General features: G+C 71.0%; 25 protein-coding genes. 7 read left to right on the forward strand and 18 right to left on the reverse strand.

From position 1 onward, the window contains the following. Positions 1–48 precede the first annotated feature (48 nt). Positions 49–1092, reverse strand: a complete 1044-nt coding sequence (locus KY5_RS32120; RefSeq protein ID WP_199843340.1) for a hypothetical protein — start codon at positions 1090–1092, stop codon at positions 49–51. Between the two features lie 55 nt (positions 1093–1147). Between KY5_RS32120 and KY5_RS32125 the strand changes: the two genes are divergently transcribed. The 3 genes from KY5_RS32125 (at position 1148) to KY5_RS32135 (ending at position 4168) form a co-directional block, all read left to right on the forward strand. Then, positions 1148–1633 carry a MarR family transcriptional regulator gene (locus KY5_RS32125; protein ID WP_098245493.1) on the forward strand — a complete coding sequence of 162 codons (486 nt, stop codon included), beginning with the start codon at positions 1148–1150 and terminating at the stop codon, positions 1631–1633. 59 nt (positions 1634–1692) lie between these two features. Continuing rightward, positions 1693–2910: a macrolide-inactivating glycosyltransferase gene (mgt, locus tag KY5_RS32130; RefSeq protein WP_098245494.1), complete on the forward strand. Its 1218-nt coding sequence runs from the start codon at positions 1693–1695 to the stop codon at positions 2908–2910. Positions 2911–3160: 250 nt separating this feature from the next. Next, positions 3161–4168, forward strand: a complete 1008-nt coding sequence (locus KY5_RS32135) for a CDP-alcohol phosphatidyltransferase family protein (RefSeq protein WP_098245495.1) — start codon at positions 3161–3163, stop codon at positions 4166–4168. 71 nt (positions 4169–4239) lie between these two features. Here KY5_RS32135 and KY5_RS32140 read toward each other — a convergent pair whose 3' ends face one another. Continuing rightward, complete coding sequence (locus tag KY5_RS32140) at positions 4240–6492, reverse strand: MMPL family transporter (RefSeq protein ID WP_098245496.1); 2253 nt, start codon at positions 6490–6492, stop codon at positions 4240–4242. Between the two features lie 409 nt (positions 6493–6901). On the opposite strand from KY5_RS32140, the gene KY5_RS32145 reads away from it, so the two are divergent. From KY5_RS32145 to KY5_RS32160, 4 genes are all read left to right on the forward strand, one after another. Then, a complete protein-coding gene (locus tag KY5_RS32145; RefSeq protein WP_098245497.1) occupies positions 6902–8110 on the forward strand; it encodes a S8 family peptidase in 1209 nt (402 codons plus the stop codon). A 73-nt stretch (positions 8111–8183) separates the two neighbouring features. Continuing rightward, positions 8184–8732 carry a DUF1697 domain-containing protein gene (locus KY5_RS32150; RefSeq protein ID WP_098245498.1) on the forward strand — a complete coding sequence of 183 codons (549 nt, stop codon included), beginning with the start codon at positions 8184–8186 and terminating at the stop codon, positions 8730–8732. Further along, complete coding sequence (locus tag KY5_RS32155) at positions 8725–9096, forward strand: DUF4440 domain-containing protein (RefSeq protein ID WP_098245499.1); 372 nt, start codon at positions 8725–8727, stop codon at positions 9094–9096. Before KY5_RS32150 ends, KY5_RS32155 begins: the two co-directional genes overlap by 8 nt. A 79-nt stretch (positions 9097–9175) precedes the next feature. Next, positions 9176–9826: a DsbA family protein gene (locus KY5_RS32160; RefSeq protein WP_098245500.1), complete on the forward strand. Its 651-nt coding sequence runs from the start codon at positions 9176–9178 to the stop codon at positions 9824–9826. Between the two features lie 21 nt (positions 9827–9847). Here KY5_RS32160 and KY5_RS32165 read toward each other — a convergent pair whose 3' ends face one another. The 16 genes from KY5_RS32165 to KY5_RS32235 all read right to left on the reverse strand — a co-directional run bounded on the left by KY5_RS32165 (position 9848) and on the right by KY5_RS32235 (position 24869). Then, positions 9848–10375: a GNAT family N-acetyltransferase gene (locus KY5_RS32165; protein ID WP_098245501.1), complete on the reverse strand. Its 528-nt coding sequence runs from the start codon at positions 10373–10375 to the stop codon at positions 9848–9850. Positions 10376–10453: 78 nt separating this feature from the next. Continuing rightward, positions 10454–11311, reverse strand: coding sequence for an SCO6745 family protein (locus tag KY5_RS32170; protein ID WP_098245502.1), 858 nt, complete (start codon positions 11309–11311; stop codon positions 10454–10456). An 11-nt stretch (positions 11312–11322) separates the two neighbouring features. Continuing rightward, positions 11323–12111 (reverse strand): sirohydrochlorin chelatase, encoded by a 789-nt coding sequence (locus tag KY5_RS32175; RefSeq protein WP_098245503.1) that lies wholly within the window; start codon positions 12109–12111, stop codon positions 11323–11325. A gap of 6 nt (positions 12112–12117) precedes the next feature. Next, a complete protein-coding gene (locus tag KY5_RS32180; protein WP_098245504.1) occupies positions 12118–13035 on the reverse strand; it encodes an ABC transporter permease in 918 nt (305 codons plus the stop codon). Further along, positions 13022–13813: an ABC transporter ATP-binding protein gene (locus KY5_RS32185; RefSeq protein WP_098245505.1), complete on the reverse strand. Its 792-nt coding sequence runs from the start codon at positions 13811–13813 to the stop codon at positions 13022–13024. The genes KY5_RS32180 and KY5_RS32185 overlap by 14 nt, the downstream gene beginning before the upstream one ends. A 36-nt stretch (positions 13814–13849) precedes the next feature. Then, on the reverse strand, positions 13850–14953 hold the full coding sequence (locus KY5_RS32190) for an aliphatic sulfonate ABC transporter substrate-binding protein (RefSeq protein WP_098245506.1): 1104 nt from the start codon (positions 14951–14953) through the stop codon (positions 13850–13852). A 227-nt stretch (positions 14954–15180) separates the two neighbouring features. After that, complete coding sequence (locus KY5_RS32195; RefSeq protein WP_098245507.1) at positions 15181–16557, reverse strand: sulfate adenylyltransferase subunit 1; 1377 nt, start codon at positions 16555–16557, stop codon at positions 15181–15183. 2 nt (positions 16558–16559) lie between these two features. Further along, positions 16560–17495, reverse strand: a complete 936-nt coding sequence (gene cysD, locus KY5_RS32200) for a sulfate adenylyltransferase subunit CysD (RefSeq protein ID WP_098245508.1) — start codon at positions 17493–17495, stop codon at positions 16560–16562. Then, positions 17492–18064, reverse strand: a complete 573-nt coding sequence (cysC, locus tag KY5_RS32205) for an adenylyl-sulfate kinase (protein ID WP_098245509.1) — start codon at positions 18062–18064, stop codon at positions 17492–17494. The genes cysD and cysC overlap by 4 nt, the downstream gene beginning before the upstream one ends. Next, positions 18064–18777 (reverse strand): phosphoadenylyl-sulfate reductase, encoded by a 714-nt coding sequence (locus KY5_RS32210; RefSeq protein WP_098245510.1) that lies wholly within the window; start codon positions 18775–18777, stop codon positions 18064–18066. The genes cysC and KY5_RS32210 overlap by 1 nt, the downstream gene beginning before the upstream one ends. Next, positions 18774–18953 carry a hypothetical protein gene (locus KY5_RS32215; protein ID WP_098245511.1) on the reverse strand — a complete coding sequence of 60 codons (180 nt, stop codon included), beginning with the start codon at positions 18951–18953 and terminating at the stop codon, positions 18774–18776. The genes KY5_RS32210 and KY5_RS32215 overlap by 4 nt, the downstream gene beginning before the upstream one ends. Beyond that, positions 18950–20647: a nitrite/sulfite reductase gene (locus tag KY5_RS32220; protein ID WP_098245512.1), complete on the reverse strand. Its 1698-nt coding sequence runs from the start codon at positions 20645–20647 to the stop codon at positions 18950–18952. Before KY5_RS32220 ends, KY5_RS32215 begins: the two co-directional genes overlap by 4 nt. A 137-nt stretch (positions 20648–20784) precedes the next feature. Continuing rightward, positions 20785–20868 (reverse strand): putative leader peptide, encoded by an 84-nt coding sequence (locus KY5_RS43120; protein ID WP_324965836.1) that lies wholly within the window; start codon positions 20866–20868, stop codon positions 20785–20787. A gap of 112 nt (positions 20869–20980) precedes the next feature. Continuing rightward, entirely contained in the window at positions 20981–21568 is a 588-nt protein-coding gene (locus tag KY5_RS32225) for a GNAT family N-acetyltransferase (protein WP_098245513.1), read from the reverse strand. Between the two features lie 82 nt (positions 21569–21650). After that, positions 21651–22907: a GAF domain-containing protein gene (locus tag KY5_RS32230; RefSeq protein ID WP_098247598.1), complete on the reverse strand. Its 1257-nt coding sequence runs from the start codon at positions 22905–22907 to the stop codon at positions 21651–21653. A 327-nt stretch (positions 22908–23234) separates the two neighbouring features. Continuing rightward, a complete protein-coding gene (locus KY5_RS32235; RefSeq protein ID WP_098245514.1) occupies positions 23235–24869 on the reverse strand; it encodes an acyl-CoA dehydrogenase family protein in 1635 nt (544 codons plus the stop codon). Position 24870: the final 1 nt, after the last annotated feature.

The raw sequence follows: 24870 nt of genomic DNA on the forward strand, positions 1-24870 counted from the left end.
ACACCGCTGGGTGCGCGGTTCCCCGCGCCCCTTCGGGGCCCGGTCCCCTCACACCGCCACTGACTCCTCCATCTCCTCCTCGGTCTCCTCCTCGGCGGGCGAAGCCGGTGCGGACCGGCGCTCCCACAGGCCCGCGACGGTGACGAGTGCCAGGCCCGCGACCAGCCACGCGGTCAACGTCCAGACGTGGCCGCCGAGTTCGTAGCCGCCGAAGTAGAGGTGGCTGCGGATGCCCTCGACGAAGCCCGCGCCGTTCCAGAAGGCGTGCAGGGAGCCGAAGAAGCCGTTCTGGAGTTCGGGACGGAAGAGACCGCCGGATGAGGTGAAGTTGAGCATCACGAAGAGGACCATCATCGCCAGCGTGGTCCAGCGCTTCAGGAACGTGTGCAGTCCCAGGCCGATGAAGAGGATCCCCGCCGCGTACAGCCAGGACATCGCCCACACGCCCCACAGCCCCTGGTGCACCAGGTGGAAGACGGGGCCCGCGAGCGCCGCGCCGATCAGGCTGACGGCGAACGACACCCCGACGACGAGCCCGGCGCGCACCCGCATCCGCAGGCCCGCGCCCGCCGCGCCGAGCACCGCGACCGACGCGTACGAGCCGATGCTCACGGCGACCAGCAGGAAGAACAGGCCCTGGCCCGTGGGGTCGTCGGAGACCGGCGGCGCCACGTCGGTGACCTTCAGCGGCACGCCCTGCCCGGTCGCGACCGGCGTGAAGACCTTCTGGACGGCCATGGCGCTCATGTCGGAGCCCGCGGAGGCCACGATCAGCTCGGGAGACTTGGCGCCGGGGACGTACGCGCCCGCTATGTCGAGGGACTTGAGCGCGTCGACGGCCTGCTCGCGCGTGGCGACGGTGCGGACGTCGAGCGCGTCGCCCGCCTTGTCCTTGACGCTCTGCGCGAGCACCTGGGCCTGCGCGCCCGAGCCGACGACGGCGACGGGCATCTCGTGGGGTGCGGGCGTGACGAACGCGCCCATGTAGGCGAGGCCCATGCCCAGGCACATCAGCAGGGGCGTGACCAGGTGGAGGAGGACGTGGCGCAGCGCGTCGCGCAGTCGGGGGGCGGGTTCCGCGGTGGCGGACATGGGTGTCTCCGGTACTCGGTGTTCCATGGATGGTTGGCATATACAACCGTGTGCAATGTTGTACTCTACAACCATCCAGGGAGAGGGAGAAATCGTGACCGACCGAGTCGAGTCCATCGAGACCATTCAGCGGGAGATGACCGCGTTCGCCCGCCGCGCCCGCGCCACCGCGGCCCGGATGCACCCCGAGCTGTCGCTCGTGTCCTTCACGCTCCTCGCCCACCTGGAATTCCAGGGCGGCTGCCGGGCCACGGACCTGGCCGCGCACTACACCCTCGACAAGTCCACGATCAGCAGGCAGGTCGGGGCGCTGGAGAGGGCCGGGCTCGTCGAGCGGCGGCTCGATCCGGCCGACCACCGGGTGCACGTCCTGCACCTCACGGAGCGGGGGATCGAGGTCCTCGCGCAGGTCGGCGACGCCCGCAGGGTCGCCTTCCAGGAGCGGCTCGCGGAGTGGAGCGGCCCGGACCTGGAGCGGTTCGCCGAGTACCTGCTGCGCTACAACGCGGCCGCGTCGGGTGCCGACGCGGGTGTCGAGTAGGGGAGGCGGACCCGGGAAGCTGATTGCACGAGACGTCTCGTCTCGCTTAAGGTCGGCGCATGACCTCATCCCGGCCTGCCCACATCGCCATGTTCTCGATCGCCGCGCACGGACACGTCAACCCGAGCCTCGAAGTCATCCGCGAGCTCGTCGCCCGTGGCCACCGCGTCACGTACGCCATCCCGCACGCCTTCGAGGAGAAGGTCGCGGAGACCGGCGCCGAGCCCCGGCTCTACACGACGACGCTGCCCTCGCCGGACGACGACCCGGAGGAGTGGGGCACCGAACTGATCGACAACATCGAGCCGTTCCTGCACGACGCGATCACGGTCCTGCCCGAGCTGGCCCGTGCCTACGAGGGCGACGAACCGGACCTCGTCCTGCACGACATCACCTCCTATCCGGCCCGCGTCCTCGCCCGCCGCTGGGGCGTCCCCGAGATCTCGCTCTCGCCCAACCTCGTCGCCTGGGAGGGGTACGAGGAGGAGGTCGCCGAGCCGATGTACGCGGAGCTGAAGGAGACCGAGCGCGGCCAGGCGTACTACGCGCGCTTCCACGCCTGGCTGGCGGAGAACGGCGTCAGCCAGCACCCCGACCCCTTCGTCGGGCGCCCGCCCCGCTCCCTCGTACTGATCCCGAAGGCGCTCCAGCCGCACGCCGACCGGGTCGACGAGTCCGTGCACACCTTCGTCGGTGCCTGCCAGGGAGACCGCGCGTCCCAGGGCGACTGGGAGCGGCCCGAGGGCGCGGAGAAGGTGCTGCTCGTCTCGCTCGGCTCGTCCTTCACCAAGCAGCCCGCCTTCTACCGGGCATGCGTCGAGGCGTTCGGCGACCTGCCCGGCTGGCACGTCGTGCTCCAGGTCGGCAAGCACGTCAGCGCCGCCGATCTCGGCGAGGTGCCCGCCACCGTGGAGGTGCACCCGTGGGTGCCGCAGCTCGCGGTCCTCAGGAAGGCCGACGCCTTCATCACGCACGCCGGTGCGGGCGGCAGCCAGGAGGGGCTCGCCACTGCGACGCCGATGGTGGCCGTGCCGCAGGCCGTCGACCAGTTCGGCAACGCCGACATGCTCCAGGCGCTCGGCGTCGCCCGGCACCTGCCGATGGAGGAGGCCACCGCCCAGGCGCTGCGTGAGGCGGTCGTCGCGCTGGTGGAGGACCCGGAGGTGGCCCGCAGGCTCGGGGAGATCAGCGCCGCGATGGTGGCCGAGGGCGGCACCCGGAGGGCGGCCGACCTGATCGAGGCGGAGCTGGACGCGGCGCGGGCGGAACGGGGTTGAGGTGTGGGCGGGCCGGACTCGGGGTGCGGGGGACGCGGCCGATGTAACGCCCGGTAACGCGTTTCGGTAACGCCCAGGTCATTGGGTAACGCTCAGGTAACGCGGCACCATCCTGGGATGGCCATTGACTCGTCCCGAAGGGTTGACCGTTACCCCGGGCCAAAGGTTGCACGCAGCAGATCTTGTTCCTTGCGCCAACACCTTCCTAGCGTGGGGTGAACTTTCGCCGAACGCCAGGAAGTTGACCCCCATGCGTCGAGACATACCGCCCCTCGCCGAGGTGCGCCGCATCACCGAGAAGAAGCGCGACGCGTGGTGGACGGTGTTGCTCGTCGACCCGGTCGCCACGCCGCTCGTGCGGTTCACCGCGATGCGGACGAACATCACGCCCAACCAGATCACGTGGGGCGCGTTCCTTCTGGGGCTCGGCTCGGCGGCGTGCTTCGCGTTCGGGGACTGGCAGTGGCTCGCCCTCGGCGCGGTCGTCTACCACTTCAGCTTCATCCTCGACTGCATGGACGGGAAGGTCGCCCGGCTCACCGGGCAGGGCTCGGTCTTCGGCGCCTGGCTCGACTTCGTCTTCGACCGGATCCGCGTCATGGTGTGCGGCGTCGCCCTGATGGGCGGCCAGTACGAGCGCACCGGCGACACCCTCTACATCTGGCTCGCGCTCGTCGTCGTGGCTCTCGACACCCTGCGGTACATCAACTCCCTGGAGATCTTCAAGATCCGCCACTCCATGCGCAAGCAGATCAAGTCGCGCATGCGGGCCGCGCGGCGCGCGCAGAACGAGGCGGAGCTCGCCTTCATGGAGGACCTGCTGAGGGAGAACCCCTCGGCGGACATCGAGCAGGACCTGCAGCGGGCCGCGGGCGAGGCCGCGTACGACCAGCCGGAGGCCGGGGAGGCCGGGGAGGCCGGGGAGGCCGGTGCCGAAGGGGAGACGGCGCCGAAGCCCAAGCCCCAGGTGATCGACCTGCACCAGGAGTTCCGGCGGAAGTTCCCCGCGTACCTGCGGGCCCGCTCCTTCCTGCTGCGGCACCGCATCCGCGCGCACCTGATCAGCGGCATCGAGTTCCAGATGGGCGTCTTCATGATCGGCCCGCTCTTCGACGCGGTCGTCCCGGCGACGATCATCTCGGGCGCGCTGCTGCTCGTCTTCGAACTCGCCATCATCTACAAGCTGTTGCTCTCGACGCGGGACTTCACGCGGACGATCGACTCCTTCGAGGAGCAGAAGGTCCTCACCACCGTGTGACGAACGCCGGACGGGCTGATGATTCAGCCCGTCCGGCGTTCGAGGACCGGGGTCCGGGGCGGAGCCCCGCGTCAGACCCCGACTTTCTCGCCCGCGGCGGCGGGTGGCGTCACGGCCTCGGGGCCCGACTCGTCGTGGGTCATGTCCGGCAACCAGCGGAGCCACTTCGGCAGGTACCAGTTCCGCTCGCCGAGTGCCGCCATGACCGCGGGGAGCAGTACGCCGCGGATCACCGTCGCGTCGATCAGGACCGCCGCGGCCAGGCCCACCCCCATCTGCTTCATGGACTGCATCGACAGCGTGCCGAAGATGGCGAAGACCGCGACCATGATGACCGCCGCGCTCGTCACCACCCCCGCCGTGGTGATCACGCCGTGCGCGATCGCGTCCTTGGTCGGGCGCCCCTGGAGGCGCGCCTCGCGGATCCGGGAGACCACGAACACGTGGTAGTCCATGGAGAGTCCGAAGAGGATCACGAAGAGGAACAGCGGCAGCCACGCCACGATCGCCCCGACGCCCTCCGCCCCCACCAGGGAGGCGCCCCAGCCGTGCTGGAAGACCATGACCAGGATTCCGTAGGCGGCGCCCACCGAGAGCAGGTTGAGCACGATCGAGGTCAGCGCGATCGTCAGCGACCGGAACGACAGCAGCATCAGCAGGAACGCGAAGGCCACCACGAAGGCGAAGACCGGCGGCACCGAGGAGCCGAGCTGGTCGTTGAAGTCCTTGGAGCCCGCGACCTGCCCGGTCACCGGCGCCTCGACGCCGTCCACCTTGCCCAGCGTCGCGGGGCGCACCTCGTCCCGCAGGAGCCCGAGGCTCTTCTCGGCCCTGCCCTGGTCGGAGCCGCCGATCAGCGGCACCGAGAGGACCGCGACGTCGCCGTCCTTGTGCACGGTCATCTCGACGGGTCCCTTGGACGCACCCGAACTGACCGCCCGGGCCCGGAAGTCGGCGATCGCCTTCCGCACGGGCGCGGCGTCGATGTCGTCGGCCTTCACCACGACCTCGGCCGGTTCGGCGCCCCCGGGGAACGCCTCGTTGACCCGGTCGTAGGTCGCCACGATCGGCAGTGAGTCGCCGAACTCCTGGTCAAGGGTGAGCTGTTGGGTCTTCATCCCGATGGCGGGCAGGGCGATCGCCGCGAGCAGTCCCGCGGCGATCGCCACCGAGACGCCGGGGCGCTTGAGGACCCGGCCGACGACCGCGCGCCACAGCCTGCTCTCGCTCGGTACGCCACCGCGTGCGCGCCGCCGCAGGAACGGCAGGCGGCCCTTCTCCACCCGCTCGCCGAGCAGCGAGAGCAGCGCGGGCAGGACGGTGACCGAGCCGACCATCGCCACCGCGACCACCATCAGCGAGGCGAGGCCCATCGCCTGGAACTCCGCGATGCCGGTGAACAGCATGCCCGCCATCGCCACGCACACCGTGACGCCGGAGACGACCACGGCGCGGCCGCTGGTGGCCGCCGCGATCCTGAGCGCGGTCCCCGGATCGCGGCCCTTGGCGCGTTCCTCGCGTTCGCGCCGCAGATAGAAGAGGCAGTAGTCGACGCCGACCGCGAGTCCCACCAGGAGCATCACGGAGTTGGCGGTGTCGCTCATCGGCTGGACGTGGCTGACCACCGCCATCAGGCCGGTCGTCGCCAGGATCGCGGAGAGGGCGAGCAGGACGGGGAGCAGCGCGGCCACCAGTGCGCCGAAGGCGACCAGGAGGATGCCGAACGCGACCGGCACCGCCGAGTACTCGGCCTGCTGGAAGTCGTTGCCGAAGGCGTCGTCGAACGTCTTCTGCATGCTGGCGGAGCCGATCTGCTCGATCCGCAGCCCTTGGTGCGCCTTCTCGACGCGGTCGACGGCCTTCAGGACCGGTGCGACCCGGTCGCCCGCGGTGTCCGCGTCGCCGCGCATGTCGAACTGCACGAGCGCGCTGCGGCCGTCCTTGGATATCGAGTCGCTCTGGTACGGCGAGGTCACGGCCGTCACCTCGCCGGTGGCCTCGACCGCCTTCATCACGTCGTCGACGGCCGCCTTGAAGCGCGCGTCGGTCGCCTTGAGCGCGGCGCCGTCCGTCGACCCGGCCTGGATCAGGACGCTCTCGCCCGCGGGTTCCTCGATGCCGGCCTCGTCGATGATCGACTGTGCCTGATTGATCTCGCCCTTGAGATCGCCGTCCCCGGCGTCGGTGCGGCCCGTCGCCGAGCCGACGCCCATCGCGACGACGACGAAGAGGATCCAGATGCCGACGGCCGCCCAGCGGTGCCGTGCGCTCCACGCGCCCGCCCTCGCGGCGAGCCCCCGTGCCCGTGCAGTTCGGTTTCCCATGGCTCGAAAGTAGGGCGGCACCGGGGGAGTCCTCGTCGTGCTGGCCGGTGACTCCGGGGCGCGCGCTCTCGTCCCTGGGGCCGGTGCCCTCTCCGCGTCAGGAAGGAGGGGGGATTTACAAGCCCCTTACAGTTACCGCGAGTTGGGGGGGTCCCGAGGCCCGTGATGTCCGATCCGATGTGACAGATCCTGTTTGTTATTACAGAGCCTTGTTGAACAAGTCACAGCTGTATGTAGGTATTGATCTGCGCGCGTCAATCAGACAGGGTTTCGTCCCAACACCCGGAGATCTTCCGGGCCTCAGGGCCTGTCCCGGCGAAGTTGTTGCCGAGGCGAACCTTTTGAGGACGGCTGAACAGCTGAATACCCCCCACAATCCCCCCACACAGCACTGAGGAGACCCCTCTTCATGGCAACTCACAAGCGTGCCCGCAAGGTGAAGCTCACCGCCGCGATAGCCACCGTCGCCACCGCGGCCGGTGTGACGATCTTCGCGACCTCGTTCGCCGGTGCGTCCACCCCCGCCGAGGGCAAGGTCTACGGCCTGGACGCCAAGGGCGCCGTCGCCGGCAGCTACATCGTCATGCTCGACGAGAAGGCCAGCAAGGACACCAAGTCCGACCTCGCCAAGGAGTACGGCGGCCAGCTGAAGCACAACTACTCCTCGGCCATCAACGGCTTCTCGGCCAAGGGCCTGAGCGAGACCGACGCCAAGCGCCTGGCCGCCGACCCGGCCGTCGGCAAGGTCGTCCAGTCCAAGAAGTTCTCCATCGACGCCACCCAGGACGACCCGCCGTCGTGGGGCCTGGACCGCATCGACCAGGCGGACACCAAGGGCGACAAGAAGTACACCTACCCCGACACCGCGGGTGAGGGCGCCACCGCGTACGTCATCGACACCGGTGTCCGCGTCAGCCACAAGGACTTCGGCGGCCGCGCCACCTCCGGCTTCGACGCCGTGGACAACGACGACAACGCCGACGACGGCAACGGCCACGGCACGCACGTCGCGGGCACCATCGCCGGTGACGCGCACGGCGTCGCCAAGAAGGCGAAGATCGTCGCCGTGCGCGTCCTGGACGACCAGGGCTCCGGCACCACCGAGCAGGTCGTCGCGGGCATCGACTGGGTCACCAAGAACCACAAGGGTCCCTCGGTAGCCAACATGAGCCTCGGCGGCGGAGCCGACGAAGCGCTCGACGCGGCCGTCAAGAAGTCGATCGACGCGGGCGTCACCTTCGCGGTCGCGGCGGGCAACGAGTCGACCGACGCCTCGCAGGGCTCCCCGGCCCGCGTGAAGGAGGCCATCACGGTCGCCTCCTCCACCAAGGACGACGAGCAGTCGGACTTCTCCAACTACGGCTCCGTCGTGGACATCTACGCCCCGGGCTCGGACATCACGTCCGACTGGAACACCGGTGACGACGCCACCAACACGATCTCCGGCACCTCGATGGCCACCCCGCACGTCGTGGGCGCCGCCGCCGTGTACGTCGCCGCCCACCCGGACGCCAAGCCCGCGGACGTCGCCAAGGCGCTGACCGACGGCGCCACCGCGGACAAGATCTCGAACCCCAGCGAGGGCACGCCCAACAAGCTCCTCAAGGTCGTCGAGTAATCCTCCGCGCCTGCTGAGCCGCGGCCGTCGTGCCCACCCCCACGGGGCACGGCGGCCGCTTTATCGTGGGCGCATGGCGAACAGATACGCGGCGCTGCTGCGCGGCATCAACGTCGGCGGCCACAAGAAGGTGCCGATGGCGCGGCTCCGCGCGCTCCTCGAAGGGCTCGGTTACGACGGGGTACGCACCCATCTGCAGAGCGGCAACGCGGTGTTCGCGGCCGACGGGGGCAACGAGGGCACGCACGCGGCCGCCATCGAGCAGGCCATCGAGAAGGAGTTCGGCTTCGCCGTCGACGTGCTCGTGCGCGACGCGGCGTATCTGAAGGCCGTGGCCGACGCCTGTCCGTTCCCCGCCGCCGACCTGGAGCCCAAGCAGCTCCACGTCACCTACTTCTCCGCGCCCGTCGACGCGGCGCGCTTCGCCGCCGTCGACCGCGCCGCCTTCCTGCCCGAGGATTTCCAGCTCGGCGACCGGGTCCTCTACCTCTACGCCCCCGACGGCCTCGGACGCTCCAAGCTCGGGGCAAAGCTGTCGACGCCCGCCCTGAACCGGGGCATGATCGCCACCAGCCGCAACTGGAACACCGTCACCCGGCTCGTGGAGATGACCCATGACTGACCGCACCCCCGCCGTGCAGGCCGCGATCGAGGGCGAACTGCGCCTGCTCGACCCCGAGGTGCGTGCCTCGCCGGAGCTCTTCGGGGCGCTGATGCACCCGGAGTTCACCGAGTTCGGGTCGTCGGGGACGCGGTGGGACCGCGCGTCGATCATGCGGGCCCTGATGGCAGCCCCCGACCCCGGCAGCCGCCCCACCACGACATCCGGCATGCGCGGCGTCCAGCTCGCCGACGACGTGGTGCACCTGACCTTCGACACCGACGACAACGGACGCCGCGCGCACCGCAGCTCGCTGTGGCGGCGCACGGAGGACGGCTGGCGGATCTGGTTCCACCAGGCCACGCCCTTCACCGCAGGGAGCTGAACCGGCCGGGAAATTGGCCCACCCCGAGCGCGCGTCATTGGCCCGGAGGGGTGTGCCACCTGCCGCATAGTCTCTGCGTATGACGACGCGTAAGACGACGACGGACGGCGCGCACGACGCCCCCACCAGGACCCGCATCGACTTCTACTTCGACCCGGCCTGCCCCTTCGCCTGGATCACCTCGCGCTGGATCCTGGAGGTCGAGCGCCACCGCGACCTCGACCTCCGCTTCCACGTGATGAGCCTGTACTTCCACAACGAGGGCAACGAACTCCCCGACTGGTACCGGGACCTCGTGGACCGCTCCCTCACCCTGACGCGGATCGCCGCGGCCGCCGCCGACCAGCACGGCGAGGAGGTCCTCCGCGACCTCTACACGGCGCTCGGCACCCGCGTCCACCAGGAGAAGAACGAGGACTTCGACGAGGTCGGGCGCCAGGCGCTCGCCGAGCTCGGACTGCCCGCGTCGCTCGCCGCCGCCGGGCAGGACCCCGCGTACGACGAGGTGCTGCGCCGCAGCCACGACGGCGGCACGGACCCGGCGGCCGAGGGCTACGTCGGCACGCCGACGATCCACGTGGACGGCACGGTCTGGTTCGGCCCCGTGCTGCGCGCGATCCCGCGCGGCGAGGAGGCGGCGCGGCTGTTCGACAGCTTCCGCGTCCTCGCCGGGTACCCGGACTTCTTCGAGCTGAAGCGGACCAGGACCGGGGGCCTCGACGTCGGCTGACGCCGGAGCGCGGTCCTCGGGTCAGCCCGCGACGGGCGGCGCGGGCAGCCGCGAGGTGAGCAGCAGGGTGATCCCGCCGTTCTCCTCCGGCACCTCGCGGCCCTGCGTGAAGCCGAGGCGCTTGAGGACCGTGAGGGACGCGGTGTTCTCCGAGTCCACGGTCGCGTGCACCTCGGCGAGGCCCAGCGTCTCGTGGCCGTAGGTGGTGAGCAGCCGCGCGAGCTCCGTGCCGAGGCCGAGGCCCCAGCTCGCCCTGGTCAGGCCGTAGACGATCTCGTGACCGTCGAGCCAGGACTCGGGCGAGGGCTTGACCTCGGCGTGCCCGACGTAGCGCCCCTCGTGCCGCACCGCCCAGACGGGGAAGCGGTTCTCCGCGTAGACGTAGCTGAAGATCCGGTGGAACAGCGCCCGGTCCTCCGCCGCGGTCTGCATGCCGTCCCCGAACCAGCGGCCCACAGCCTCGTCCTGGAACAGGGACACGAAGTCTGCCTCGTCGGTCTCGGCATAGGGGGAGAGGACCAGGCGTTCGGACCGCAGTTCGGGTGTCATCCGCGAGACGCTAAGGGCGGGAGGCGTCCCGCTGCAAGCAGATTCACGCACCTGTTCGGGCACCACATCCGGCCGCTGTCAGCTCACGGTGCGCGGCAGTCCGATCGGATTCGGGAAGGGGACGACGTCCAGATCGAGGATCCGTCGCGTCGCCGGTTCCAGGGCCGCGAGGAGTCCGTCCGTCTCGCTCTCGGCGAGCGGGCGCAGCAGGCGCCCCGCAAGCCTGTCGGTGGCGGACTCGATCAATTGCCGCTCCGTACGCCCCTGTTCGGTGGCCACGCCCGCCGCGTCGAGCAGTCCGCGGCCGCGCATCGCATCGGCGGTGGCCGCCCACTCCTCCTCGCTCCAGCCCCGGTCCCGCCGGATGCCGTCCGCGCTCACCCGGCCGGTGGCCGCGGCGAGGGCGAGCGCCTCGCGGGCGTCCAGGCCGTGGTCGGCGAGCGCGGCCACGTGCGCGTCGCCCCTGAACTCCCGTACGCAGGTGGTCAGATGCCACAACCGCTCGACGGGATCGGCCCGGTCGTACAGATCGCGGTTGGCGGCGAACAGCGGGCGGGCCAGTGGCGGCGCGTCCTCGACGACGGTGGCCAGGAGCGGATTGACGACGGACGCCAACGCGTCCACGCCGGGGATCAGTTGACGCAGCGCGCGGGCGGTGAGCCGGGCCCGCTCCTCGAGGACCCGGTCGGGCGACGCGTACTCCCAGGCCGACGGCAGTGCGCGGGCCACCATGCCGGGCGCGAAGACGCCGAGCGCCGCCGTGGCCACCGCGGACCCGACCCGGCCCATCGGCGCCGTACGCGCGGCGAAGTACCCCATCCAGAAGCCCTTGAGCCCCACCGCCCTGCCGAGGCCACGGCAGCGCTCGTCGAAGTAGATCACCGCGTGCAAGGGTTCGGTCCGCAGCCACAGCGTGCGGGATCGGGTCGGGGTCATGCCACCACAAACTAGGCCAGTGCGGGAATCCGCGCCAGGGGAGCTACCGGAGAGTCGCCCCGTACGTACGCCTCTTCGTAGCGCCGCACCAGGAGCCTGGCCACCGAGGGCGCGGGACCGAGGACATCGGCCAGCACATCGGCCTCGTCGGCGCCCCGCGCGATGCGGTCCGGCAGGAAGCCGGGGGCCAGCACATAGGGCGCCACCGCGACGCGGCGCACCCCCGGCACGTCCCGCAGTTCGCGCACGACGTCCTGCGTGCGCGGCAGGGATGCGGAGGCGAACGCAGGCCGCACGGCACACCAACCGGTGAGCCGCCACTCCCGCGCGATTTCAGCGATCACTGCGATCGCCTCCGGGTCGGAGGACCCCGCCGAGGCCAGGACGACCCCGGTCGAGGACTTGTCGGCGGGGGTCAACCCCGCCTCGTGGAGCCGCTGTTCGAGCGCGGTGAGCAGCAGCGGGGAAGGGCCGAGGACCGCGGCCTGCCGGATGCGCAGGCGCGCGGGCGCCGCGCGCAGCACCGCGGGGATGTCGGCCTTCGCGTGGAACGCGCGCGTGAGCAGGAGCGGCAGGGCCACCACGTCGCGCACGCCCTCGGCCGCGAGGCGCTCCAACACCCCGGAGACCGTGGGCGCGTTGAAGTCGAGGAAGCCCGTCTCCACCCGCAGTCCCGGGCGCAGCGAGCGCACCGCGCGCACCAGGGCGTGCACGGTCTCGGCGTGCCGGGGGTCGCGGCTGCCGTGCGCGATGACCAGGAGTACGGGACGGGACGTGGCGGGAAGTGTCGCTCGGTGCATGGGAGTTCAGCTCTTCACGAGAAGACCGCGGCCGCGCAGCACGCGCCGCTCAAGGGGGCTGAAGATCAGCAGGTCGATGGCGATGCCGACGATCAGGATGAGGAAGATGGCCAGGAAGATCATGGGCATGGAGCTGGCGTTGCGGCCGTTCTCCAGGAGCTGGCCGAGGCCCACGCCGAGGTCGGGCGACGACGCGATGATCTCCGCGGCCATCAGCGAGCGCCAGGAGAACGCCCAGCCCTGCTTGAGGCCCGCGAGATAGCCGGGCAGCGCGGCGGGGAGCACGATGTGCCAGGTGTGCCGCAGGCCCGTCGCGCCGAGCGTGCGGCCCGCGCGCAGGAACAGCGGCGGCACCTGGTCGACGCCCGAGACGAGGCCGTTGGCGATGGAGGGCACGGCGCCGAGCAGGATCACCGCGTACATCATCTGGTTGTTCAGGCCGAGCCAGAGCACGGCCGGCGGCACCCAGGCGACCGAGGGCAGCGACTGGAGGCCGGAGAGGATCGGGCCGATCGCGGCCCTGACGAACCGGACCCGGGCGACGATCAGACCGAGCGGCGTGCCGATCGCCAGGGCGAAGAGGAAGCCGAGCAGCCCGCGCGACACGGACGTCCAGATGAAGTCGAGGAGCGTGCCCTGCTTCCACGCCTCGGTCACCTCGTCCCAGACCGCGGACGGCGAGGGCAGCTTGGTGGGATCGTCGACGATCTCGAAGGAGACGAGCGCCTGCCACACGAGCAGCACGAGCACCACCGCGGTCAGCGGCGGCACCACCTTCTGGACCAGGACCTGGCGCACCGGCGTGCGCGTGGGGCCCGCGCCGGACTCCAGGGCGTCGAGTCCCGCCTCCAGGCCCGCGAGGTCCTGGCCGTCCCCGGCCTCCTTGACCTGACCGGTCTTCCCGGTCGTCTCAGTGCTGGCCATGGCGGCGGATCTCCCCACGCAGTTGTTCGGTGATCTCGACGGACAGTTCCGCCACGGCGGTGTCCTCGATGCGGCGCGGGTGCGGGATGTCGACCCGCCACTCGTGCGCCACCCGGCCGGGACGCGACGAGAGGAGCACCACGCGCTGCGCGAGCCGCACGGCCTCGCGCACGTTGTGCGTGACGAAGAGGACGGAGACGTTCGTCTCGCGCCAGACGCGGGTCAGCTCGTCGTGCAGCACGTCCCTGGTGATCGCGTCGAGCGCCGCGAACGGCTCGTCCATCAGCAGGATCTTGCTGTCCTGGGCGAGCGCGCGGGCGAGCGCGACCCGCTGGCGCATGCCGCCGGACAGCTCGTGCACGCGCTTGCCGTACGCCCCGTGCAGCCGCACGAGTTCGAGCAGCTCCTCGGCCCGCGCCCGGCGCTCCGCCTTCGGGATGCCGCGCAGCTTCAGGGCGAGCTCGATGTTCTTGCCCGCCGTCAGCCACGGGAAGAGCGCGTGCTCCTGGAACATCAGGGCGGGGCGGCCGTCGGTCACGATGCTGCCCGCGGACGGCTCGTCGAGCCCGGCGACCAGGTTCAGCAGCGTCGACTTGCCGCAGCCCGAGGCTCCCAGGAGGGTGACGAACTCGCCGGGCGCGACATCGAGCGTGATGTCGTCGAGGACGAGCTGCGATCCCGCGGGACCGCCGAAGGACTTCGAGACGTGCTCGATCCTGGCGGCGTGCTCGGCCGTGGGGCGGGTGTCCTCCGCGGCCTTGGCGAGGGTGCTTGCCATGGTCGTCACCTCCTGGGAACTGGTCGTCGGGTGGGGCTACTTGACGCCGAGACCGGCGTCGTCGACCGGGGACTCGCCCGCGGCCTTGAGGACCTTGTTCAGCGGACCGAGGTCGTAGATGCCCTTGAGGTCGGGCTTCTCCAGGAGTCCGGCCTTGACCGCGTGGTCCGCCTCCGCGTCGAGCGTGGCGGCCAGCGGGTCGTTGGTCGTCTGGATGGACTTCCACGCCGGGTCGAGCACCTCGGCGGGCAGCGGCTTGCCGGAGTCCGCCTTCAGCTGGGCGTTGGCGGCGGCCTTCGCCTTGTCGGGGTTCGCCTTGATCCACGCGTTGGTCTTCACCGCGCCGCGCAGCACGGCCTCGACGACCTTCGGGTGGTCCTTCAGGAAACTCTGCTTCACGATGATGTTCGTGATCACGAACTTCTTGTCGGGCCACAGGTCGGACTCGTCGAGGATGACCTTGCCGCCCTCGGCGACCAGCTTGGACGCGGTCGGCTCGGGCACCCAGGCGCCGTCGATGGATCCTGACTTGTAGGCGTCCGGGGTGATCTTGTTGTCGGTGCGGACCACCGACACGTCGCCCTTGCCGCTCTGCGCGTCGACCTTCCAGCCCTTCTCGGCGATCCAGTTGAGGAAGGCCACGTCCTGGGTGTTGCCGAGCTGCGGCGTCGCGATCTTCTTGCCCTTGACGTCGTCCAGGGACTTGATCTTCTTGGGGTTCACCACGAGCTTCACGCCGCCGGAGGCCGAACCGCCGATGATGCGCAGGTTCTTGCCCTGGGACTTGGTGTAGCCGTTGATGGCGGGCGACGGGCCGATCCAGCCGATGTCGATCGATCCTGCGTTCAGCGCCTCGATCTCCGAGGGGCCCGCGTTGAACTGTGAGTACTTCGCCTCCGTGCCGCCCAGTTCCTTCTGGAACAGGCCCTGTTGGCTGCCCACGAGAGCGGTGGCGTGGGTGAGGTTCGGGAAGTACCCGATCTTCACGCTGTCCAGGTCGTCGATCTTCTTGGCGCCCGCGGCGACCTTGGACTTGTCGTCGTTCTTGTCGGCATCGGAGCCGTAGCCGCAGGCGGAGAGCGCCAGGGCCAGCAGGGGCAGTGCCGCGACGGCGGCGATTCGGGTGCGTGGAGCAGGCACGGGAGGTGGTCCTCTCGTTGGGCCCGGTCGCACGCCGTCAGGGCGTGGCCGGGAGGTCGGCAGGTCTTCGTCGTCGTCGTGTCGGGGACGGTGCGTGGGCGCGCGGGCAGTGCGCGTACGTCATCGCGCACATCGCGCCACCCCGCCCTGCCCGCTGCCGAGGGCGCCGCTGCCGATGCGGCCGCCCTCCTTCGCGAACGTCGCGAACACGTCGACGTAGGTCATGGTCAGAAGTCCCAGCCGTCGTCGTCGCCGTCCGCGGCGGCCTCGGCGTCGGCGTCCGTCTCGGCGGACGCGGCGAAGGCCGCGCCCACCATGCCCGCGGCGAGCGTCGTGCCGTCCGCCGGGTCGATGAGCAGGAACGAGCCGGTGCGCCGGGAATCGGCGTAGGCGTCGAGCGCGAGCGGCTCCGCGGTGCGGACCAGGACGCGGCCGATGTCGTTGGCGACCAGTCGGCCGGGCTCCGGGTGCTGGGAGAGGTCGTCCAGGGTGAGCCGGGAGGGGATCTCCTTGACGATCGCCTTGACCGTACGGGTGGTGTGCTTGAGCAGCACCCGCTGGCCGACGGCGAGCGCGGTGTCCGCGACGTGGCAGACCGTCGCCTCGATGTCCTGCGTGGCCTCGGGGACGTCGCCGCTCGGCACGATCAGGTCGCCGCGCGAGATGTCGATGTCGTCCTCGAGCAGGAGAGTGATCGACTGCGGCGTCCACGCCACGTCGACCGCCGTGCCGAGCAGGTCGATCCCGGCGACCTTCGAGGTGCGTCCCGAGGGCAGCACGGTGACGGACTCGCCGACCCGGAAGGTGCCCGCCGCGATCTGGCCCGCGTAGCCGCGGTAGTCGGGGTGCTCGGCGGTCTGCGGGCGGATCACGTACTGCACGGGGAGCCGCGCGTGGCAGGAGGTCAGGTCGTGGCTGACCGGCACCGTCTCCAGGTGTTCCAGGACGGTGGGGCCGCCGTACCAGTCCATGTTCGACGACGGCTCGACGACGTTGTCGCCCGCAAGGGCCGAGATCGGTATCGCGGTGATCTCCGGGACTCCCAACTCGCTTGCGTACGCGGTGAACTCCTCGGCGATCCGGGCGAAGACCGACTCCTCGTAGGAGACCAGGTCCATCTTGTTCACCGCGAGCACGACGTGCGGGACGCGAAGGAGCGCGGCGACCGCGGCGTGCCTGCGGGTCTGCTCGATGACGCCGTTGCGGGCGTCGACGAGGACGACGGCGAGGTCGGCGGTGGAGGCGCCGGTGACCATGTTCCGGGTGTACTGCACGTGCCCCGGGGTGTCGGCGAGGATGAACCGGCGCCGGGCCGTGGCGAAGTAGCGGTAGGCGACGTCGATGGTGATGCCCTGCTCGCGCTCGGCCCGCAGGCCGTCCGTGAGGAGCGCCAGGTCGGGGGCCTCGGCGCCGCGGCTCGCCGAGACGCGCTCCACGGCCTCCAGCTGGTCGGTGAGGACCGACTTGGAGTCGTGGAGCAGGCGGCCCACCAGGGTGGACTTGCCGTCGTCGACGGATCCGGCGGTGGCGAACCGCAGCAGGGTGGTGGCCGACAACTGCTCGGTGGAGAGCGGCTGGACCGGCTCAGTGGTGCTGTTGCTCATGGTTAGAAGTACCCCTCGCGCTTGCGGTCTTCCATCGCGGCCTCGGAGAGCTTGTCGTCGGCCCTGGTCGCGCCGCGCTCGGTGAGGCGGGACGCGGCGATCTCGGCGATGACGGCGTCCAGCGTCGTCGCGTCCGAGTCGACGGCGCCGGTGCAGGACATGTCGCCCACCGTGCGGTAGCGGACGAGGCGCGTGACGACCTCCTCGTCCTCCTTGGGGCCGCCCCAGTCACCCGCGGTCAGCCACATCCCGGAGCGCTGGAAGACGTCCCGCTCGTGCGCGAAGTAGATCTGCGGCAGCTCGATCCCCTCGCGGGCGATGTACTGCCACACGTCCAGCTCGGTCCAGTTGCTCAGCGGGAAGACGCGGACGTGCTCGCCGGGCGCGTGGCGGCCGTTGTAGAGCTGCCACAGCTCGGGGCGCTGGCGGCGCGGGTCCCACTGCGAGAACTCGTCGCGCAGGCTGAAGACCCGTTCCTTGGCGCGGGCCTTCTCCTCGTCGCGGCGCCCGCCGCCGAAGACCGCGTCGAACTTCTCGCGCTGGATCTTCTCGGTGAGCGGCACGGTCTGCAGCGGGTTGCGCGTCCCGTCGGGCCGCTCGCGCAGCGTGCCCGCGTCGATGTACTCCTGCACGGAGGCGACGTGCAGCCGAAGCCCGTGCTCGGCGACCACGCGGTCGCGGTACTCGATGACCTCGGGGAAGTTGTGCCCGGTGTCGACGTGCAGCAGGGAGAAGGGGACCGAGGCCGGGGCGAACGCCTTCAGTGCCAGGTGCAGCATGACGATGGAGTCCTTGCCGCCGGAGAAGAGGATCACCGGCCGCTCGAACTCGCCCGCCACCTCGCGGAAGATGTGCACCGCCTCGGACTCCAGGGCGTCCAGGTGGCTGAGCGCGTAGGGGCTGTCGGTGCCCTCGGTCACGGTCGCGACGGTCGTCATGCGAGACCCCTCTCGGTGAGCAGCGCCTTGAGGGCCGCCGCCGACTCCTGCACGGTCTGGTCCTGCGACTCGATGCGCAGATCGGGGGAGTCCGGTGCCTCGTAGGGGTCGTCGACCCCGGTGAGCCCGGATATCTCGCCCGCCGCCTGCTTGGCGTACAGGCCCTTCACATCGCGTACGGAGCACACCTCGACCGGCGTGGCCACGTGCACCTCCAGGTACGCGGTGCCGCCCGTCTGGTGGCGCTTGCGCACCGCCTCGCGGCTGTCCGCGAACGGCGCGATGACCGGGACGAGCGCCAACACGCCGTTGCGGGCGAGGAGTTCGGCGACGAAGCCGATGCGCTGCACGTTGGTGTGCCGGTCCTCGCGGCTGAAGCCGAGGCCCGCCGAGAGGAACTCGCGGATCTCGTCGCCGTCGAGCACCTCGACGCGGCGGCCCTCCGCGCGCAGGAGGCCCGCCAGTTCGTACGCGATGGTGGTCTTGCCGGCACTTGGCAGGCCGGTGAGCCAGACGGTGGCTCCGGTCGTCACGTGGTTCTCCTGAGTGTCTTCCTGCGGCGCGGCCATCAGTGGATCCCGCACTCGGTCTTGTTGTTCCCGGCCCAGCGTCCGGCCCGCGCGTCCTCGCCCTCCAGGAGGCGGCGGGTGCACGGGGCGCAGCCCACGGAGCCGTAGCCGTCCATCAGGAGCGGGTTGGTGAGCACCCCGTGCTCGGCGACGTAGGCGTCCACGTCGTCCTGCGTCCAGCGGGCGATCGGCGAGACCTTGACCTTGCGGCGCTTCTCGTCCCAGCCGACGACCGGGGTGTTCGCGCGGGTCGGCGACTCGTCGCGGCGCAGGCCGGTGGCCCAGGCGGCGTAGCCGGTCAGGCCCTCTTCGAGGGGCTGCACCTTGCGCAGCTTGCAGCACAGGTCGGGGTCGCGGTCGTGCAGCCCCGGGCCGTACTCGGCGTCCTGCTCGGCCACCGTCTGACGCGGCGTCAAGGTCAGGACGGTCACGTCCATCACGGCCTCGACGGCGTCGCGGGTGCCGATGGTCTCGGGGAAGTGGTAGCCGGTGTCGAGGAACACCACGTCCACGCCGGGCCTGGCCCGCGAGGCGAGGTGCGCGACGACCGCGTCCTCCATCGAGGAGGTCACGCAGAAGCGCGCGCCGAAGGTGTCGGCGGCCCACCGGAGTATCTCCAGGGCGGACGCGTCCTCCAGGTCGCGCCCCGCCTGCTCGGCGAGCGCCTTCAACTCCTCGTCGGTACGGCTCTCCTGGTCCTGAGTGGTCGTCATGTCTGGTCCCCTCCGGCGCTGGTGTGCTGAACGCCCCGGGCGAGCAGCCCGAGGAACTTCAGCTGGAATGCGCGGTTGCACGCCGCGCATTCCCAGGCGCCGTGACCGGTCTCGTTGGGACGCAGGTCCTCGTCGCCGCAGTAGGGGCAGTAGAAGGGGGCGGCTCGCTCGCTCATTTGAGGGCCTCCTCGTCGGCGCGGGCCGCCCAGGTGGCGAAGCGCTCGCCGTCGGCGCGCTCCGCCTCGAAGCGCTTGATGACCCGCTCGATGTAGTCGGGCAGTTCGGTCGCGGTGACCTTCAGGCCGCGGACCTTGCGGCCGAACCCGGCCTCCAGACCGAGCGCGCCGCCCAGGTGCACCTGGTACCCCTCGACCTGGTTGCCCTCGCCGTCCAGGACCAGCTGGCCCTTGAGGCCGATGTCGGCGACCTGGATGCGGGCGCAGGCGTTCGGGCAGCCGTTGATGTTGATGGTGATCGGCTGGTCGAACTCCGGGATGCGGCGCTCCAGTTCGTCGATGAGGGAGGCGCCGCGCGCCTTGGTCTCGACGATGGCGAGCTTGCAGAACTCGATGCCGGTGCAGGCCATCGTGCCGCGCCTGAAGGGCGAGGGGTTGACCCGCAGGTCGAGCGCCTCCAGGGCGGAGACCAGCGATTCGACCTGGTCCTCCGTCACGTCGAGCACGATCATCTTCTGCTCGGCGGTGGTGCGCAGACGGCCCGAGCCGTGCGCGTCCGCGACCTCGGCGATCTTGGTGAGGGTGGTGCCGTCCACCCGGCCCACGCGGGGCGCGAAGCCGACGTAGAAGCGGCCGTCCTGCTGCCGGTGGACGCCGAGGTGGTCGCGCCAGGTGCCGGTGGGCTGCTCGGGCGGGGGGCCGTCGGTCAGCTTCCGCTGGAGGTACTCGTCCTCCAGGATCTGCCGGAACTTCTCCGGACCCCAGTCGGCGACGAGGAACTTCAGGCGGGCGCGGGTGCGCAGGCGGCGGTAGCCGTAGTCGCGGAAGATGCCGATGACGCCGCCGAAGACGTCGGGCACCTCGTCGAGCGGCACCCAGGCGCCGAGCCGCACGCCCAGCTTGGGGTTGGTGGAGAGGCCGCCGCCGACCCAGAGGTCGAAGCCGGGGCCGTGCTCGGGGTGGTGCACGCCGACGAAGGCGACGTCGTTGATCTCGTGCGCCACGTCGAGCTGCGGCGACCCCGAGATCGCGGTCTTGAACTTGCGGGGCAGGTTCGAGAAGTCGGGGTTGCCGATGAAGCGGCGCTGGATCTCGTCGATGGCGGAGGAGCCGTCGATGATCTCGTTCTCGGCGATGCCCGCGACGGGCGAGCCGAGGATCACGCGGGGCGTGTCGCCGCACGCCTCGGTGGTGGAGAGCCCCACGGCCTCCAGGCGACGCCAGATCTCGGGGACGTCCTCGATGCGGATCCAGTGGTACTGGATGTTCTGCCGGTCGGTGAGGTCGGCGGTGCCGCGCGCGAACTCCTGGGAGACCTCGCCGATGACGCGCAGCTGCTCGGTGGTCAGGCGCCCGCCGTCGACGCGCACCCGGAGCATGAAGTACTCGTCGTCCAGCTCCTCCGGCTCCAGGACCGCGGTCTTGCCGCCGTCGATGCCGGGCTTGCGCTGGGTGTAGAGGCCCCACCAGCGCATCCGGCCGCGGAGGTCGTTGGGGTCGATGGAGTCGAAACCGCGCTTCGAGTAGATCGTCTCAATGCGTGTCCGCACATTGAGACCGTCGTCGTCCTTCTTGAACTGCTCGTTCCCGTTGAGCGGCGTGAAGTGACCCTTGGCCCACTGTCCTTCACCGCGGTGCCGGCTCGGCTTGCGGCGAGGCGTGGCGGCTGGGGGCGTGTCGGGGGAAGTGGCCATGGCTCTACGTCCTTCGGGGCAGCGGAAAAGCGGCTCTGACCTGCGGGTATGGGCACATGCGGGTATGTGCGCGCGGCGCTGCGCAGGGAGGGGGAAAAGGGGGAGCGGTGCTCAGATGTGCGGTGGCGCTGAGGAGCTCAGCAAGCCCGACACATGGCGCTGGACATGCGGCCGAGGTCGACGTGACGCCGACTCACCAAGGCAGTTCCAGTGCGATCCATGACGGAAGCGTGTCACGGGACTTTCGACCCAGTCCAGCATTATCCAAAATGCGGACACCTCTGTCCCGTATCGTGGACAGAGGTGTCGTCGGTCACAGTGGTCCTGAAGGGGTCAGTCGCGCGCGGCCCCCGGCCACGGACCCGGGTTCGGCCCTTCGGCCTCCTGCTCGACCTTGGTGTCGAAGAGCGTGAAGCCGCGCCGCAGGTAGTTGTCCATGGCGTGCTCGCCGTCCTTGGAGCAGGTGTGCAGCCAGACCCGCTCGGTCGGCGCGAGGCCCGGCCAGCGCTCGGCCAGATCCCAGGCGCGCGCGGTGACGTACGACAGGAGGTGGCCGCCGATGCGCCGTCCGCGGAAGGCGGGCAGCAGCCCGAAGTAGACGATCTCGACGACGCCGTCGGGGCCGTCGCCCCGCTCACCGCGCGCCGCGAGCTCCACGTACCCGGCGGGCGTCCCCTTCTCGTACGCGACCCAGGTCTCGACACCGGGACGGTCGAGCAGCTTGTGCCACTCGGCGTACGTCATGGGCAGCCGGTCGATCCAGCGGATGTCCCCGCCGACCGACGCGTAGAGGAACCGGCTGAACTCGGGCGAGGGCACCTCGGCGCGCACGATCCGTACGTCGCCTTCGGGGGCCGCGGCGGGCAGCAGGTCGCTGGGGGACCGCTGCTCAAGGGACCAGGTGGTGACAGTGATGCTCATGCGGCTCAGCGAATCACGGCCGGCGCGCCACGGCGCAGCCGGGGGAGCGGGTGCGGGCGGGCCGTGCGCCGGGTGGTGGAGCTCAAGGTTCCGCCACGCTCCTCGCCCGCCGTATCGCCGGGGCCAGTGAGTGCGGAAGCAGGTCCTCCGGGATGGCGGGCAGGACCACCCGTACGTCCACGTCCTCGTGGAAGCGGTAGGGGCGGTGGGCGAGCAGGCCGCCCAAGTAGCGCCGGACCCGGGAGAGTTCGGCGCGGACCGTCACCGTGCGGGCCGGGTCGCCGAACATGTCGTCGGCCAGACCCGAAGCGCTGCGCCCGCCGCGGTGCGTGGCGAGCAGGAAGAGCAGCTCGGCATGGCGCGGACTCAGGTCGTGGGTCCAGTCACGGGCGCCGCCGAGCACCGCGAGGGTCCAGTGCCGAGGACTGCTCACGTCCAGGACGAGCCGGGTCGCGGCGAGCGGCTCGGGGCCGTCCCTGGGGTCGTCCGGGCGAAGCAGCCAGCCGCCGGGCAGCGGCTCCGCGAGGCAGGTGCCGAGGGAGGGCAGCCAGGTGCGGCCCGCGGCGAGCGCCTTGGGGAGCGTGACGCGGTCCACGGGCGGCATGCCCGTCACCGCGGCCGTCCAGCCGTGCGCGTCCACCGCGACGGCCCGGCCCTCCAGGCGGGCGAGAACCGGCGCGGCCACCGCGCGCAGCCGGTCGAGCGCCGTGACGTGCCGGTCCCGGAGGCGCGCCTCGGCGAGCTTGGCCACCGAGTCGACCAGGGCGAGGGTGGCCGGGTGCATGGTCTGCAGCGGGCCACTGACGTCCACCACGCCGAGGAGTCTGCCGTCGCGCGGATCGGTCACGGGGGCGCCCGTGCAGGTCCAGGGGTGGTGGGTCTGCACGAAGTGCTCGGCGGAGAAGACCTGCACGGGGCGGCGCACCACCAGCGGGGTGCCCACGCCGTTGGTGCCGACGACGCCCTCGCCCCAGTCCGCGCCCACCTCGAAACCGAGCGAGTCCGCCTTGCGCAGCACCGCGGAGCTGCCCTCGCGCCACAGCACACGGCCGTCCGCGTCGCAGACGACCATGATGTGGTGCGCGGCGTCCGCCACCGAGACCAGGGCGTCGCGCAGGACCGGCAGTATGTCCACCAGGGGCGAACCGTGGCGGCGCTCCGCCAGTTCCTCCTCGGTCAGCAGCCGGGACCTGATGTCGTGGTCGGGATCGACGCCGCGCAGCATCATCCGCCCCCAGGAGTCGCCGATCACCGGCCGGGGCAGGACACGCGGGCGCTGCCCGGAGAGTGTCGCGTCACGGACCCCTTTGAGGAGCCGCGCCGCGTGCGCGAGGTCCATGTCGGAGATCCGCGCGAGGTCGATCGTCGAGGTCGCGTTCGTCACCACAGGGTCCTTTCCGGTCAGAACAAAGCGTGCGGGTTGCCCCTCATCGTGCCCCTTGGGGCAGCGCGGGGCGCCGCCCCGGACGATGAATCATGCGGCCGCCCCGACGAGTTGCAACCTCATGCAACCCTGGCGAACAGCCGTGTGGGGCCGGAATCTGTACCCCACGCCGCCCGTGCGGCGTTCACGCTCCTCAAGGGGCCTGAAAGGCGGGGGTGGTGCCGTGTCGGCGCAGCACCACCCCCGTGTCAGCTTCGCATCCGGCTGGAACTGATCCCCGCTCTAGAGCCGAGGGGTCGCCCGCTCCACCACCGAGGCCAGATCCAGACTGTGCGGCAGCGTGCCGAACGCCGCGCCCCAGTCCCCGCCGAGCCGCGAGGCGCAGAACGCGTCGGCCACCTCCGGGGGCGCGTACCGCACGAGCAGCGAGCCCTGGAGCACCAGCGCCATCCGTTCCACCAGGCGCCGCGCCCTGGCCTCGATGCCCTCCAGGTCGGCCAGTTCGGTGAGCAGGCCCTTGATCGCGCCGTCCAGCCGGTGGTCGGCGCCGCGCGCCGCGCCCACCTCCTGGAGGAACGCGTTGAGCGCCTCGGGCTCGCGTTGCAGCGCCCGCAGGACGTCAAGGGCCTGGACGTTCCCCGAGCCCTCCCAGATGGAGTTGAGCGGCGCCTCGCGCAGCAGCCGCGGCATGCCCGACTCCTCGACGTAGCCGTTGCCGCCCAGGCACTCCAGGGCCTCGCCGACCATCGGCGTACACCGCTTGGTCACCCAGTACTTGGCGGCGGGCACCGCGAGCCGCAGGAACGCCTGCTCCTGCTCGCCGCCGTCGTCGTACGCCGAGGCGAGCCGCATCGCGAGCGTCGTCGCCGCCTCCGACTCCAGGGCCAGATCGGCCAGCACGTTGCGCATCAGCGGCTTGTCGACGAGCCTGCCGCCGAACGCCTCGCGGTAGGTGGCGTGGTGCGTCGCCTGCGCCACCGCCTGCCGCATCAGCGCCGCCGAACCGATCACGCAGTCGAGCCGGGTCGCCGCGACCATCTCGATGATGGTGCGCACCCCGCGCCCCTCGTCGCCGACCCGGCGCGCCCAGGTCCCGTCGAACTCCACCTCGCTCGACGCGTTGGACTTGTTGCCCAGCTTGTCCTTGAGCCGCTGGATGGCGAAGGCGTTGCGCGAGTCGTCCTCCAGGACACGCGGCACCAGGAAGCAGGTGAGACCCTGCTCGGCCTGCGCGAGCACCAGGAAGCCGTCCGACATCGGCGCCGAGCAGAACCACTTGTGCCCGGTGAGTTCGTACGTCCCCTCCTCCGCGAGCGCGCGCGCCCGCGTGGTGTTGGCCCGTACGTCGCTGCCGCCCTGCTTCTCCGTCATGCCCATCCCGAAGAGGACACCGGCCTTCTGCGACGCGGGACGCAGCCCCTCGTCGTACACGGCGGAGGTGAGCCGGGGCTCCCACTCGGCGGCGAGCGCGGGATCGGCGCGCAGCGCGGGCACCGCGGCGTGCGTCATCGAAATCGGACATCCGTGCCCACCCTCGGCCTGGGTCCACACCAGGAACCCCGCGGCCCGCCGCACGTGCCCGCCGGGACGCGACCAGGCACCGGTCAGCCCCGAGGCGACGGCCTTGCCGAGCAGCCGGTGCCACGCCGGGTGGAACTCGACCTCGTCGATCCGGTTCCCGTACCGGTCATGCGTGTGCAGAACGGGCGGATTCTCATTGGCCTGCACCCCCCAGTGCTGCGCCTGGGCGGATCCCGCGGTGCGGCCGAGCAAGGAGAGTTCCTCGTGAGCGGAATCCAGGAGCGCCGGATCCAGGTGCCGCTCGACGCCCTCCACGAGGGCCCGGTCGGACGTGAATACGTCATATCCCACCAGGGGCGGAGCCTGGTTGGTCACTGTGTGGGTGGTGGCTGCCATG

The organism is Streptomyces formicae (assembly GCF_002556545.1).
Lineage (GTDB): Bacteria > Actinomycetota > Actinomycetes > Streptomycetales > Streptomycetaceae > Streptomyces > Streptomyces formicae_A.

What these genes read in the sequence shown, in the direction of transcription:
- KY5_RS32215 (WP_098245511.1), bottom strand. Translation starts at nt 18,953, where the DNA reads ATGAGCGAGCGAGCCGCCCCCTTCTACTGCCCCTACTGCGGCGACGAG.
- KY5_RS32155 (WP_098245499.1), top strand. Translation starts at nt 8,725, where the DNA reads ATGACTGACCGCACCCCCGCCGTGCAGGCCGCGATCGAGGGCGAACTG.
- KY5_RS32160 (WP_098245500.1), top strand. Translation starts at nt 9,176, where the DNA reads ATGACGACGCGTAAGACGACGACGGACGGCGCGCACGACGCCCCCACC.
- KY5_RS32135 (WP_098245495.1), top strand. Translation starts at nt 3,161, where the DNA reads ATGCGTCGAGACATACCGCCCCTCGCCGAGGTGCGCCGCATCACCGAG.
- KY5_RS43120 (WP_324965836.1), bottom strand. Translation starts at nt 20,868, where the DNA reads ATGGATCGCACTGGAACTGCCTTGGTGAGTCGGCGTCACGTCGACCTC.
- KY5_RS32140 (WP_098245496.1), bottom strand. Translation starts at nt 6,492, where the DNA reads ATGGGAAACCGAACTGCACGGGCACGGGGGCTCGCCGCGAGGGCGGGC.
- KY5_RS32170 (WP_098245502.1), bottom strand. Translation starts at nt 11,311, where the DNA reads ATGACCCCGACCCGATCCCGCACGCTGTGGCTGCGGACCGAACCCTTG.
- KY5_RS32120 (WP_199843340.1), bottom strand. Translation starts at nt 1,092, where the DNA reads ATGTCCGCCACCGCGGAACCCGCCCCCCGACTGCGCGACGCGCTGCGC.
- KY5_RS32180 (WP_098245504.1), bottom strand. Translation starts at nt 13,035, where the DNA reads ATGGCCAGCACTGAGACGACCGGGAAGACCGGTCAGGTCAAGGAGGCC.
- KY5_RS32165 (WP_098245501.1), bottom strand. Translation starts at nt 10,375, where the DNA reads ATGACACCCGAACTGCGGTCCGAACGCCTGGTCCTCTCCCCCTATGCC.
- KY5_RS32225 (WP_098245513.1), bottom strand. Translation starts at nt 21,568, where the DNA reads ATGAGCATCACTGTCACCACCTGGTCCCTTGAGCAGCGGTCCCCCAGC.
- KY5_RS32235 (WP_098245514.1), bottom strand. Translation starts at nt 24,869, where the DNA reads ATGGCAGCCACCACCCACACAGTGACCAACCAGGCTCCGCCCCTGGTG.
- KY5_RS32175 (WP_098245503.1), bottom strand. Translation starts at nt 12,111, where the DNA reads ATGCACCGAGCGACACTTCCCGCCACGTCCCGTCCCGTACTCCTGGTC.
- cysC (WP_098245509.1), bottom strand. Translation starts at nt 18,064, where the DNA reads ATGGCCGCGCCGCAGGAAGACACTCAGGAGAACCACGTGACGACCGGA.
- mgt (WP_098245494.1), top strand. Translation starts at nt 1,693, where the DNA reads ATGACCTCATCCCGGCCTGCCCACATCGCCATGTTCTCGATCGCCGCG.
- cysD (WP_098245508.1), bottom strand. Translation starts at nt 17,495, where the DNA reads ATGACGACCGTCGCGACCGTGACCGAGGGCACCGACAGCCCCTACGCG.
- KY5_RS32150 (WP_098245498.1), top strand. Translation starts at nt 8,184, where the DNA reads ATGGCGAACAGATACGCGGCGCTGCTGCGCGGCATCAACGTCGGCGGC.
- KY5_RS32220 (WP_098245512.1), bottom strand. Translation starts at nt 20,647, where the DNA reads ATGGCCACTTCCCCCGACACGCCCCCAGCCGCCACGCCTCGCCGCAAG.
- KY5_RS32210 (WP_098245510.1), bottom strand. Translation starts at nt 18,777, where the DNA reads ATGACGACCACTCAGGACCAGGAGAGCCGTACCGACGAGGAGTTGAAG.
- KY5_RS32125 (WP_098245493.1), top strand. Translation starts at nt 1,148, where the DNA reads ATGTTGTACTCTACAACCATCCAGGGAGAGGGAGAAATCGTGACCGAC.
- KY5_RS32230 (WP_098247598.1), bottom strand. Translation starts at nt 22,907, where the DNA reads ATGGACCTCGCGCACGCGGCGCGGCTCCTCAAAGGGGTCCGTGACGCG.
- KY5_RS32145 (WP_098245497.1), top strand. Translation starts at nt 6,902, where the DNA reads ATGGCAACTCACAAGCGTGCCCGCAAGGTGAAGCTCACCGCCGCGATA.
- KY5_RS32195 (WP_098245507.1), bottom strand. Translation starts at nt 16,557, where the DNA reads ATGAGCAACAGCACCACTGAGCCGGTCCAGCCGCTCTCCACCGAGCAG.
- KY5_RS32185 (WP_098245505.1), bottom strand. Translation starts at nt 13,813, where the DNA reads ATGGCAAGCACCCTCGCCAAGGCCGCGGAGGACACCCGCCCCACGGCC.